This is a genomic window from Leucobacter chromiireducens subsp. chromiireducens (assembly GCF_016758255.1).
Taxonomy (GTDB): domain Bacteria; phylum Actinomycetota; class Actinomycetes; order Actinomycetales; family Microbacteriaceae; genus Leucobacter; species Leucobacter chromiireducens.
Window position 1 is genome coordinate 79391 of sequence record NZ_QYAD01000006.1, and the last position, 11418, is coordinate 90808.

The following is an 11418-nucleotide window of genomic DNA, read 5'->3' on the forward strand; positions in this document are numbered from 1 at the left end:
GTTCATTCCTTCCCGCTTGGTGCGGGCGGGGTCTGCGGCGTTGCTTGTGGGAGCGTTGCGGGCGGCTGCTGCACCGGCGAGCTTGCCGGTGGCGGGGTCGCCTGCTCGGACGCGTTGCCGACGTGGGAGTCTGCGGCATTCCCGATCGCTCCGCCGAGCTTCGGCCCGGCGGTCGCGGTCTCCTTCACGACGATCGCCCCGGCCACGACCGCGGCAGCGGGTCCTGCTGCGGCGGCCCCGCCCGCGGCACCGCCGCCTGCGGCCGCACCACCGGCAGCACCGCCACCACTGGCAGCCCCACCGCTGCTTGCGGCGGCGCTGCCGCCTGTCGCAGGAGCCGCATGAGCCGGTGCTGAGGCTGATGCTGATGCGGGGGCGGTCTTCGGTGCGGCCGTGCCTGGGTCTGCGCCGTCGAGGACTTGCTTGAGTGCGGGACCGGATGGTTTCGACGGGAGCGGGATCGGCCGGTTGAGGGCGTTCTTCGCTTCCTGCTCCATTGACGCGGCCTGGTACATGTCGAAGCCGACGAAGCTCAGGAACTTGTACGCCATGTACGGTGCGAAGGCTGCGACGAACAGCAGCACGATTCCGGCGATGGGTTCGGAGAGGGATTTCAAGTCGAGGCTGATGGGGGCGGCGACCTGGGTGGTGGCGATGAGGAAGATCACCACGATCACGAGCTTCGACGCGATGAGCGCTATGACAAAGGTCGCCCATTTCCCGAACCAGCCGCGCGAGGCCTCCCAGGTGAGGCCGGCGAGTGCGATCGGCCCGAACACGATGGCGACGAGGAGGAGGGCTTTGCGGATGAGGAGGGAGAACCAGAGGATGAAGATCGCGGCGATCATGAGGCCGGCGAGGAAGATCGTGAGCAGCGCCCCCGCCCCGCCCGCCACGGTGGTGATGGTGACGGCGGTGATGAGGAGGGCGAGCCGGTCGCCCATACTCTCGATCGTCTGCCCCGTGGCTTGAATCACACCGACGCAGAGCTGGTCGGTGATTTCAAGCAGCAGACCGGTGCAGGTGATGAGCACGAACGATCCCAGCACTGATTTGGCGACGCCGGTGGCGGCGCGGGCGAGGGCGGAGGGGTCGCGGCGGGCGAGGCCAGCGATGAGTTGGAAGCAGAAGAACAGCACGGTGATGAACACGGCGATGCCGAACAGGATGTTGTAGACCTTGACATACCCGTCGGAAGTGACATCGACCGAGGTGGTGGTGGAGAACACCTCCCACATGCCCTGGAACAGGGTGGACACGGCGAGGCCCATCGCGGACGCGATCCATCCGAAGAAGAGCCCGGCGGGGCCTTCACCGATCATGGTGCAGACGGTGGAGATGCCGGGGATGTCGCAGATACTCACCCTGGATCACCGCCGACTAGTTGACGGCCTGGCCAACGGTCCAGAAGAAGTTGATCAGGGTGACTGCCGCCCCGCACAGCACGGCGGCACCGCAGGAGACGAGCACGCCAGTCTTCCCGCGCGAGGCGAGGTGGGGGTTCGAGGAGTTCGCGCCGAGACCCCAGACGATTGCTGAGACGATCAGCGCGAGGACGCTGAGAATCAATCCCACGGTCATCACGGCGCCCACGATGTCGCGCAGTTGCGCGATCCCCGGAAGCCCGTCGCTGTTCGGGTCGATATCGATCATGGTGAAAGTGCTCCTGCCAGTCAAAGGGGGTGGACGCGAACCGTCCAACAAGCAGGTGCACCACAGCCCACGGGCGGCCGATTCCCGTCGGGGTCGGCCGCAACCGCTCGTTCCAGCGCAGGAACCGGGCACCGGCGAGCAAACGGCCCGCCCCGGGCCTCAGATGTGGTCGCCGATGGTGAGGAGGAAGTTGGTCCAGGCGATGCCGGCACCGGCGAATGCTGCGGTACCGAGGGCGACGAACACACCTATGCAGGCTTTCTGCGCTGTGTACGGGTTCCCCGTCGAAGACGACATCGCCCATACGATCGCGGAGACGACGAGGGTGAGTACGGCGCCGATGAGGACGATCGTGAGGAGCGCGCCAATCACGGACGCGAACTCATCGGATGCGCCGACGGCTCCGAAATCGGGAAACACGTTCATCACAGGCCTCCCACGTTCGCGCGGCATCCGACTGCGGTGCTCGTGCCGTCGCTCGGCACTGCCCCGTGCTGGGCGAGCCACTCGATCGCGTTCACGGGCGGCTGCGCTTGCCCGCCGGGGCGGATCTCGACGTGCAGGTGCGGGCCGGTCGAACGACCCGACGACCCGACATCTCCGATGTGCTGCCCGGCCGTCACGGTCTCGCCGGCCGTGACGTAGATCCCGTGCTGCCACATATGCGCGTAGTAGGAGGCGACGCGGGCACCCTGCACGGTGTGCTCGATCACGATCAGGCCGCCCCACCCGGCACTGAACTCCGCGACCGTGACGCGGCCGTCTGCGATAGCGAAGATCGGGGTGCCGTCTCCTGCGGCGAGATCGGAGCCGGAGTGGAACTCGCTCTCCCCGGTGAAGGGGTCGCTGCGCCACCCGAAGCTGTCGGTGCTCGTGTAGCTGCCCTCCGGGAGCGGGAACACGATCCGCGAGGTCTCGGGCACCGGCCCGCCGCCCCCGTTGCCGCTGTTGCTGTCGGGGGCGGGGGTGGTGAGGGCGGTGAGGATCGCATCGGCGACGGGCTGCCAGTTCCGGTACCGGTCGGGAAAGGCACTGACTTCGACCGCCTGCGCCGCAGCGCCCGGGTCCATGGACTGCCAGCCGGGGATGTCGAGCAGGCCGCGCGGCGAGGGATAGTTCGGTCCGTCCTTCCCGCCATAGAACGCCTGGGCCTGATACACGGGGTTCATGAGCTCGGCGACGGTGCCCCAGCCGACGGCGGGACGCATCTGGAACAGGCCCAGCGAGTCGTGATCTGAAGCGTCACCGTCGTTCGGATAGTTCCCGGACTCGGGGTAGGCGCCAGTGTTGGCGAGCATCCGCAGCCGCGATTCGGTGAGCGCGGCCATCAGCGCAACACGAACCCCGGCCTGCCCGACGCCGGGGATGCCTGCCCCGGTGGTGATGATCGTCGCCGCGTGGGTCAGTTGCCGCTTGTCGAGCGTGACCGAGGTGCCGTCAGCGGTGATGGCGGTGAGGCTGTCGGGGATCGGGCCGACCACGAGTGAGCCGGTGAGGCAGAATCCTGCCGGCCCCATGAACGCGCCCAGGCCCACGAGCGCGGTCGACGGGCCGATGCAGAACAGCACCAGCAGGAGGACGAGCAGCTTCTTCGCCATAAGCTACGGCATGGGGGTATCGGCGGCCGAGAGCCGCAGCAGCCGACAGGAATCCCCGGTCGGGCAGGCGGCGAAGATCGTGAACGACACCGGCCTGGCATCCGAAACGTCTCGGTCTTCCCAGGAGCCTACGCGGTGCCGGGTACCAGTGATCGTGTAGGCGGCCGCACCAGGTGGAAGCGTGCCGGGCCGAGCGTTGGCGACGACCCCCGGCCATGTCCCGGGGACGGTGATCGTGTCGATGATGAGCCATTGCCGGGTCTCGTAGTTCCGCAGCTCACCCCAGGCCGCATCGTCTGGGAAATAGGCGCGGAGGTCCTCGGCAAGGCCAGGCGCTTCCTCGCGATCAGCGACATCGACGATCGCTTGCATGTACTCGTGCGCACCGTAGCCAAGGCCCGTATCCCACGCGAACAGCCCCTCCGCCACCGAGCGGACGAACCGCTCCGGACCGGTGCTCGTCGGCAGTTCGCGCGGCGCGAGACTCTGGCCTGGCTGTGGCTCCGTCGTCACGGCGGGCGACGCTGGCGTGCGCGGAGCAGGCGCAGGGCCACGCAGCAGCCCGTAGACGCCGACACCGACGAAGAGCGTGAGGGTGAGACCTCCGCTGAGCAGGGCAAAGCGAAGGCGGCGCGATCGCTGATCCGGTGCGGTGGTCTGACGCATGGAGTTCCTTCCGAGGACCGGGTGGATTCGGTACTCGGAAGGTGCACCCGCACACCCGCGGCGGAGAGAGCAGATGTCGCGGCTGCCGTCGTCAGATCGCGTGCGCAGACGGGGGGACAGTGTCGGCGGTCTGGGCGCGTGCGGTGCGGATGAGGGCGAAGAAGGCGACGGTCTCGGCGAGCACCGCTTCGGCGCGCTCCCACTCCGCCGCCGTGAGTTCGGATGCGAGGACGACGGGATCGTGCTTCTTCGTCCATCCGTCCATGTCGGCCCAGAGCGCCACGAAGGCGCGCGGCGGCAGCACGACGAGCGTCAGCCTCGGACGCTCCACCGTTCCCGCCCGCTTCTTCCCCTTGCCGCGACCTTCGGCGGTGACACGGGCGATCGCCGCCGAAGCGAGTGCGGCGAGCTCCGCCGTGCGCGCCTCCTGGCTGGCCGCCGCCCGCACTTCAGCCGCCGAGGAGACGGCTTGTGCTCGCACGGTCTCTGGTTGGGCGGGGTCGGCGGCGATCCGGTCGAGCTCGTCGAGGGAGAGGGCGGTGTTCATGCGGAGGTGCGCGCCGTGCACTTTCCCGCCCGCCTCGATCCGGGCGACCTCTTCTGCGGCCTGGGCGCGGATGTGCGCGGGGCGGCGCTCGTCGTGGGCGAGGTCTTTGAGCCTGCCGAGCTGTTCGAGCATGTTCTGGGACTTCTTGCCGGTGACCATCAGCGCGGCCTGTTCTCGGGTACGGCCTTCACCGTTCCACGGTGGAGTCGAATCGACTCCACCGTAAGCTTCCGCAGAATCCTGCGACATCCCGCCGTCGGCGCCGAACCTCGTGGCGGCTTGCCGACGGGCGGCGTCCTCTGCGAGGACGACTTTGAGTTCCCGGTACAGGGATTCCGCTTCGATCAGGGAGAGGGGCTTGTGCAGGGCGTTGTCGTTCTGCTCGGCGAGGAGCTGGGAGAGCCGGTCGGAGAGGTTCGACCGCACCCACACGTTCGTGGAACGGTATCCGAGCAGGCGCAGCGCTTCGAGCCTTCGGCGCCCGCAGACGAGCGTCCCGTCCGGGGTGATTGTGATCGGTTGCAGCAGGCCTTCGTTGCGGATGGAATCGGCGAGCTCTGGAATGTCGCCGAGGTCGGTGCGGTGGCGCACCCCGATGCCGATGGAATCAAGGGAGCGTTCCAGCTCGATGTGCCCCGGACTACTCGCAGCCACGACACCCACCCCCGTCCGGAGCCGACAGCACCACCTCCGACAACACCACGTCATCGACGAGGAGCGCGCGGAGCGGTTCACCTGTGACGAGGCGGTGTAGCACGCCCCGCGCGGCGCTCGTGTGCGCCTGGTTCGGGTCCGGGCTGCCGAGCACCACCCTGAGCATCGCGAGCCACGAGGCGGCTGGGATGTCGAGGAGGGCGCGGGCATGGTAGTCGCGGCGGAGCGACTCGAACGCCTGAGCGCGGGACGCCGACTCTGCGAGCCTCGTCACGAGGTACTCCATCCCGCCCCGTGCGGCCTCGACCGGCCAGCCGAGCAGATGAAACAAGGCGACGGCGTCCTCGACCGCCTGCCCGACCCGCGCCGACGCCTCACTGGCCTCGGGCTCTGCAAAGTAGTCCGGGGCCGGGATCGCGAAGCTTTCGTGGTAGTCGGTGAGCGGGTTCTCCCGGTCGCTGAAGCGTTCCGCGTCGTGATGCGCGGAGAACTTCGGCCTGCGCGCCTGATGCACGGAACAGAGCAGCCCGTTCGCGCGCTCCTCGGCGATGCAGGTAACCTTCACGGCGCGGGTGACGACCGCCCACGGGTCGTCGGCGCGGCGGACGGCGCCGGTCCGCATCGCGTCGAACGCCGCGGCCGCTGCCTCCCACGGGTCGAGCCCGTGGCGGCGCGCGAGCGCGGCGTACTTGTCGGCTGCATACTGCATGAGCGTGGCGACTTCGGGGTCGTGCCGCCACGCCCACCGGCCCTCCTCGTGCAGGCGGATCAGCAGGGCGCGGAGCCCTTCGGAATGCTCAAACCCCCACCGGGAGCCTCTTTCGGGCTGCGCGGCAGGGGTTGTCGTGTTCTGGTTCATGGTCGTGGCACCTCCTGGCAAGCAGGTGCACCCGGGGTGCATCGGCCCTGGGAGGTCCTGCGCGAACCGGCAAGTCGCTGCGTGCATGGCGGATCACCTCAGACCCATCCCCGAACGCGCCAGCTCCTGCCGCCGCGCATTCCGGCGGCGGCCAGCGATCGACAGGTCCGGTAGCCGTGATGCCCGTTCACTCCGTTCCGCACGGCGCTCGGTGCGGTCCTGCGGGCGCTCCGTGCGGGCGTCGCGGAGCCGCTGGGCGAGGTCGGCCCGCAGATCGAGCCCCCAGCCCGTTGCCCGGGCCCCGCCCTGCATCGCCAGCTCGGTCGGACGCACCCACCGGACCTGCGTCCGACGCTTTGCCTCCGTTGCTGCTTCGGCTGCGGGCGTCTCCGGCTCCGCAGCGTCGGCCTCCGGAGTGTCGTGCTCGGCCTGGTCGCGTGCGATCAGAGAGGGGTCACGGTGCACGGCGAGCATCGACCGCTCCACCTCCGGAACCGTCGCCTCCGGTGCGGGCGTGCGTTCGGTGTTCATCGCCGCCGCGAGCGCGGAATGCAGACGCGCCCGCGCTGCCTCCGTGCCCTCGGGCAGGTGTGCTTCGGTGTTCATGAGGGTTCCTCCTCGTTCTCGGGTACTGCCGCCGTCGGTACCGCTGGCGCAGCTTCGGGATCTTTGCCAGCCTCCTCTGGCAGTTTGGCGTCGGGCTCAGTCGTTGGCTTGGGGGCCTGTGGGAGCCAGCGGCCGATGGTCGAAGGGTGCACGTCGAGGTAGCGGGCGATCTTCTTGTTTGACCAGCCGCCCGCTCGCAGCACCTCCGCGACCTCACGTCCCGACCAGGTGCCCCGCCCCGTCGCCTCGCCTGGTGCGGGCATCGCCAGATCGTCCCGCTCGGGCTCTGGTGGGGCTGCGAGTATCGGCACCCCGAGCACTGGTCTCGGAGACATCGCTGCCACCGGCACTGCGGCTGCCTCGGCGTGCACCACCTCAGTATCCGCACTCGCGCCTTCCGTGGCTGCCGCATTTTCTTGGGGTTGGTGGCGGGTGAGGATCACGGTGAGGTGCGTGATTGCGAGCAGCACCAGAGGCGGCACCGCCGCAACTGATGCGGCGAGCACCGCGGGTACGTCGGCGTCGGCGGCGACGATCGCATGGATAGAGTTCGCGGCGACCGACAGCCCGGCCCCGCAGATCAGCAGCAGCCACGGATACCAGGCGGCCCGGTTCCCCGCGAGGGCGACGACGGCGACGGTTGAGACGACGATGATGCCGTCCACGATCAGCGGCCACGCCCACGCCTGCCCGGCCTCGATCCCAGACCTGCGGGCGAGATCGGCCAGTGCGGTGAAGCTGAGCCAGAACGCACCGGCCGCAATCAGCACCGTGCCGGCGACCGCGGTCATCACGGCCAGCCTGCCACCCCGGCGTGTTCTCGTGTCGTTCATGCGAGCACCCGCCCTCGATCCACCGGGACGCGCTGCGCGATCGACCGCGACCTCTCCGCCGTCGATGCCGACGGCGAGGGGGCGGGGTCGCGGTAGGCGGAGCGGATCGTGCGTGCGATTTCCGGAGGTGCGAGCCCGATCTGCTCGGCGACCGGGCCGAGCGCCGAGAACGCCTCGCCGAGGGTGGCGCCGTTCTCGGCAAGACGGCAGGAGGCCCAGTAGAGGCCCTGATTCCGTTCGCTCTGCTCCCGCCCGCCAAGCCACGCCGCAATGCGCTGGGTGCGCTCTTCCAGGGTGCCCCGGAACGGCTGCCCCTGCCACGTCGGCCGCACCGGGCGAGGATCGAGGAACTCCCGCAACGCTGTCGCATCCACCGGCTGCACTTCGCCGGTGGCGAGATCGAGGAGCTGATACGCGACCACCTGCCCGTCGATGAGGGTGCGCGATGGCGGGGCGACGATGTAGCCGGCGGTGCCCCGGAAGTCGAGCTGCGCATTCCCCGACGCCCACGAGCGCTGCTCGATGTCCGCCGCCGGATAGTAGGCGTGCAGGCCGCCCGACGGGGTGACGATGTGCGCCGCCCAGCCGTCAAGGAAGCCGGCCTGCGTGGCACGCTGCCACGAGACGGGCCCGCGCGGCTCATCGCCCTTCACATCAACATCGACGACTTCGATCCCGGAGGCAGGGCCGGTCGGGATGCCGATGTTCGCCTCCGGCCAGCGCCGCCACCACGCACCCACCTGGGCCGGGTCAGCGGTCGCGTCCTTGAAGCCGTGCGCCACGAGCGGCCGCTTCTCACCCGGCACGCACGGGAACACCGGCACCCCGAGACTCGCATAGTGCTGCGCGGCATCCGCCAGCGACAGGCCGGCCACTGGGGCGAGGAGCTGTTCGGCATCCATCACAACCCCCGAACCGCGGCCAGGGGCCGCGCCACCTGTGCTGGTTTCCGTGCAGCGGGGCGTGCCGGGGTTTTCCGTTCGGCCTGCTTCGCAGTCGCGCGCTCGGGGTCGTTTCGGGTGAGACCGGGCGGGGTGCCGTCGCTGATCTGCACGGTGTCGAGCTGGTCCAGGATCTCGAGCGCGACTTTCCGCACGCGCTCGGCCGTGGCCTGCACGATCTGGACCGGGTTCTTCCCGTCGGCGGCCATCGCCCACCCCGACACATACGGGATCGTGTAGACGCTCGTATCCATGCCGTGCGCGGCACCAACCATGAGCGCGACCGACTCGGCCTCCACCTCACCAATCCCGCGATGCTGCCGCGCCTCCACCTGGTCGGGGCCGTGCATCTTCACATGCGCGAGCTCGTGCACGAGCGTCTTCACCTGAGCCGCATCGTCCATGTTCGTCCGCACCGCAACCTGACGATCATCGAACTTGGTGATGCCGTTCGCGCCGTGGATCATGCCCTCGTGCGGCACCGGCAGAAACTGGAACCCGGCCTCCTCGACCTGCCGGATCAGACCCTCGCGAAGCCTGGCCGGCGCCTCGCCTGCGAGGAGCTGCGGTGACGGCGGGAGGGGTACCTCGGGGCCGGTGGCCTGGGAGATGTCGAAGACGTAGGCGACTTTCGCGCCGACCATCTCCGACTTCACCTTCTCACCCGGCAGCGGTGCCTCACGCGGGGCGAGCCTGCGCCACGACATCGGATTGGCCGGGGTCCTCGACGCGAACTTCCCGATCACAGGGGCGAGGATCGCATACCCCTTCTGGCCCTTCTCGACGTGGCGGCCGAGCTGTTCCCACTGCCGGAACCCCGCCACATACGTGGGCATCGGCTCGGGCACCCGGCCCGCCTCCCACGCGGCCTGGTGCTGTGCGAAGATCAGCCACGAGTTGTTCACTGAACGTGAGCGGAACTTCGCCGCGAACGACAGCGCACACTTCCAGTCCTCGCCCGTGACAAGCTTCTCGACCTGCGCGTTCAACGCTTCGCGCACCTCATCGAGCTTGGCCTCGCGTGCCGTACGTGCTCCGCTGTCTTGTACGTTGCCAGTCATGCAGTCATCTCCTCCCGTCATGCGGGGGGTGCGCGCAGCAGGAAGCCCCCGTTCACCTGTGAGGTGCGCCGGGAGACGCCGAACCAGTATCGTGAGGCGGGCGCGCGTGTCGCGAGTCCGTCAGGCTCGACGCTGAACCCGATCAGATACCTCCCGGCCTACCACCCTCCCTGCCAGGATCGCGAGTGTCATCGGTGGAATAGGGTGTCTGCCAGACGCATGATGCGCGAACACCAGACTGATACCAGACCCGAAGTCGCACCCGTCTCTCCCGAACCGCTCGGCATGCGGGGTCCCGAACTGCCCCCGGGGAGCGTTCCCTCCACAAAAGTCAAAGATGCGCGTTTACCAGACATTCGGCGTGTGGCCCCGCGTGTTTGTCCTGAATGTCGCGGATTTCTGGATCTCGGAGGGTGCTGGGCGTGCGTATCTTCACCCGGTCGTTCACCCTGGGAATTCTCAGGTTCGAGTTATCATCAGAGCAGAAACGGCGGGATTCCGGGGGTTGTTGACGGAGTGCTGAGCGGTAGGGGTGTGTCGCAGAGTCGGGGAGGTGTAGGCGTTATGAGTGATGCTGCGTTGCGCCCTTCAGAGCCGCACCCCTTGCCTCGGGTTGAGGTGCAGGCTTTGGATGACCGTTCGTTGTGTGATCTGGTACGTGCCGGTGCCGACACGGCTACTGGGCGTGCGGCGTTTAGTGAGTTGTATGCCCGGCATCAGGATGCGGCGTTCTCGCAGGCACTCGTGATGGTGCGTGACCGTGGCAAGGCCGAGGATCTCGTGTCGGAGACCTTTACCCGGGTGTTTCGGGCGTTATCCAACGGGAAAGGGCCTACGGATTCGATGCTGGGGTATGTGCTGATCTCGTTGAGGAGCGAAGCGATCCGCACCAGCCAAGTGGACGCGGGGACGGTGACGGTCGCCCCGGACGTGTTTGCCGAGTTGTTCGACGAGGCCGCCGAGTCCGGGGTCGAGACGCTTGGGGAGCGAGATCAGATCGGCCGCGCTTACCGGACGCTCGCCGGCGATGCCCGCCGGGTGCTGTGGCTGCTGGAAGTCGAGGGGGTCACGGCGGAGTCCGCGTCCGAGTATCTGGGCATGCAGGCCGGTGCGGTGCGGGTGATCGCGCACCGGGCCCGGAAGAAACTTGCCGCAGCATACCTGCAGCAGTACGTCGACTCCCGCGATCCCGGGTGCGCGGAAACCGCCGGCCTCCTCGGTGAGCATGTGCGGGGCGAACTCGGCAGACGCGATACCGGCAGGGTGGAAGGGCACCTGCCCGGCTGCCCGGATTGCAGGGTCCAGGTGTCGCGGTTGCGAGACCTCGGACAGCAGCTGCGTGCCTGGGCAGGACCCCTCATCGCCGGCACTGGTATCGCCGGCGCCGTCACCCTCGCGGGCGGTGAAGCGCCAGCCGCGTCGGCGGCAACCCATGCGCAGCGGTCGGCGGAAGCGGGGCCGACGGCGGGGACGGTGAGCGGCAGCAAGATCGCAGGCTGGGTGGGACTTGCCGCAGGCATCGCCCTTTTGATCGCCGGCGCGTTCACTCTGTTCCCGATGGACGCCACCGGCACCCCCACTACCCCGACCACGGGCACCGAAACGGCCGATGCTCCGGCCATTGACCCCGGAGAGCAGGAAACGACGCCGTCTTCCGTCCCGGAACCCGACGAGCGTCCCCCCGGCACCAGTACTACTTCGGATGATGACGCTCCGGAAGAGGGAGGTCCAGAACTTCCCGAGGGTGAACCCGTCGTGTCGCCCGACGATACGACACCGAACTGGATACTCAGGGACTAGGGCCAGGGAATCTCGATGGCGAGCCTTCCGCGCGTGACGACGTGCGTCCCGCGCGGGCAAAGATTTCCGGTGAATATTCCAGAACCCTGTAACACTGCGCACCCGATGGGGGTCTTTACGTGTGAAGGGATACCCGTCTGCGTGCGCTCTGGTGTGTGCAGATTCCGTGGAGAGCAGGCCCCTGGCGGGGGATCCGCTTC

At 68.5% G+C, this 11418-nt stretch carries 12 protein-coding genes; 1 reads left to right on the plus strand and 11 read right to left on the minus strand.

Annotated elements, in window-relative coordinates:
• Positions 1-2 precede the first annotated feature (2 nt).
• From D3226_RS14275 to D3226_RS14325, 11 genes are all read right to left on the minus strand, one after another.
• A complete protein-coding gene (locus D3226_RS14275) occupies positions 3-1364 on the minus strand; it encodes a TrbL/VirB6 family protein (protein ID WP_130452346.1) in 1362 nt (453 codons plus the stop codon).
• Positions 1365-1380: 16 nt separating this feature from the next.
• Complete coding sequence (locus D3226_RS14280) at positions 1381-1653, minus strand: DUF6112 family protein (RefSeq protein ID WP_130452347.1); 273 nt, start codon at positions 1651-1653, stop codon at positions 1381-1383.
• 159 nt (positions 1654-1812) lie between these two features.
• A complete protein-coding gene (locus D3226_RS14285; protein ID WP_130452348.1) occupies positions 1813-2079 on the minus strand; it encodes a DUF6112 family protein in 267 nt (88 codons plus the stop codon).
• Positions 2079-3251, minus strand: a complete 1173-nt coding sequence (locus tag D3226_RS14290; protein WP_130452349.1) for a M23 family metallopeptidase — start codon at positions 3249-3251, stop codon at positions 2079-2081. Before D3226_RS14290 ends, D3226_RS14285 begins: the two co-directional genes overlap by 1 nt.
• A 3-nt stretch (positions 3252-3254) precedes the next feature.
• Positions 3255-3917 (minus strand): hypothetical protein, encoded by a 663-nt coding sequence (locus D3226_RS14295; RefSeq protein WP_130452350.1) that lies wholly within the window; start codon positions 3915-3917, stop codon positions 3255-3257.
• Positions 3918-4008: 91 nt separating this feature from the next.
• Positions 4009-5118 carry a ParB N-terminal domain-containing protein gene (locus tag D3226_RS14300; protein ID WP_130452351.1) on the minus strand — a complete coding sequence of 370 codons (1110 nt, stop codon included), beginning with the start codon at positions 5116-5118 and terminating at the stop codon, positions 4009-4011.
• A complete protein-coding gene (locus D3226_RS14305) occupies positions 5105-5977 on the minus strand; it encodes a hypothetical protein (RefSeq protein ID WP_130452352.1) in 873 nt (290 codons plus the stop codon). The genes D3226_RS14300 and D3226_RS14305 overlap by 14 nt, the downstream gene beginning before the upstream one ends.
• Before the next feature lie 93 nt (positions 5978-6070).
• Positions 6071-6583: a hypothetical protein gene (locus tag D3226_RS14310; RefSeq protein WP_237462949.1), complete on the minus strand. Its 513-nt coding sequence runs from the start codon at positions 6581-6583 to the stop codon at positions 6071-6073.
• Entirely contained in the window at positions 6580-7374 is a 795-nt protein-coding gene (locus D3226_RS14315; protein WP_237462950.1) for a DUF2637 domain-containing protein, read from the minus strand. Before D3226_RS14315 ends, D3226_RS14310 begins: the two co-directional genes overlap by 4 nt.
• A gap of 38 nt (positions 7375-7412) precedes the next feature.
• Complete coding sequence (locus tag D3226_RS14320) at positions 7413-8318, minus strand: bifunctional DNA primase/polymerase (RefSeq protein ID WP_130452353.1); 906 nt, start codon at positions 8316-8318, stop codon at positions 7413-7415.
• Positions 8318-9418: an ArdC-like ssDNA-binding domain-containing protein gene (locus D3226_RS14325; protein ID WP_130452354.1), complete on the minus strand. Its 1101-nt coding sequence runs from the start codon at positions 9416-9418 to the stop codon at positions 8318-8320. Before D3226_RS14325 ends, D3226_RS14320 begins: the two co-directional genes overlap by 1 nt.
• A 627-nt stretch (positions 9419-10045) precedes the next feature.
• Between D3226_RS14325 and D3226_RS14330 the strand changes: the two genes are divergently transcribed.
• Entirely contained in the window at positions 10046-11218 is a 1173-nt protein-coding gene (locus D3226_RS14330; protein ID WP_202383250.1) for a sigma-70 family RNA polymerase sigma factor, read from the plus strand.
• Positions 11219-11418: the final 200 nt, after the last annotated feature.

What these genes read in the sequence shown, in the direction of transcription:
- D3226_RS14315 (WP_237462950.1), bottom strand. Translation starts at nt 7,374, where the DNA reads ATGACCGCGGTCGCCGGCACGGTGCTGATTGCGGCCGGTGCGTTCTGG.
- D3226_RS14290 (WP_130452349.1), bottom strand. Translation starts at nt 3,251, where the DNA reads ATGGCGAAGAAGCTGCTCGTCCTCCTGCTGGTGCTGTTCTGCATCGGC.
- D3226_RS14320 (WP_130452353.1), bottom strand. Translation starts at nt 8,318, where the DNA reads ATGGATGCCGAACAGCTCCTCGCCCCAGTGGCCGGCCTGTCGCTGGCG.
- D3226_RS14285 (WP_130452348.1), bottom strand. Translation starts at nt 2,079, where the DNA reads ATGAACGTGTTTCCCGATTTCGGAGCCGTCGGCGCATCCGATGAGTTC.
- D3226_RS14305 (WP_130452352.1), bottom strand. Translation starts at nt 5,977, where the DNA reads ATGAACCAGAACACGACAACCCCTGCCGCGCAGCCCGAAAGAGGCTCC.
- D3226_RS14280 (WP_130452347.1), bottom strand. Translation starts at nt 1,653, where the DNA reads ATGATCGATATCGACCCGAACAGCGACGGGCTTCCGGGGATCGCGCAA.
- D3226_RS14325 (WP_130452354.1), bottom strand. Translation starts at nt 9,418, where the DNA reads ATGACTGGCAACGTACAAGACAGCGGAGCACGTACGGCACGCGAGGCC.
- D3226_RS14295 (WP_130452350.1), bottom strand. Translation starts at nt 3,917, where the DNA reads ATGCGTCAGACCACCGCACCGGATCAGCGATCGCGCCGCCTTCGCTTT.
- D3226_RS14310 (WP_237462949.1), bottom strand. Translation starts at nt 6,583, where the DNA reads ATGAACACCGAAGCACACCTGCCCGAGGGCACGGAGGCAGCGCGGGCG.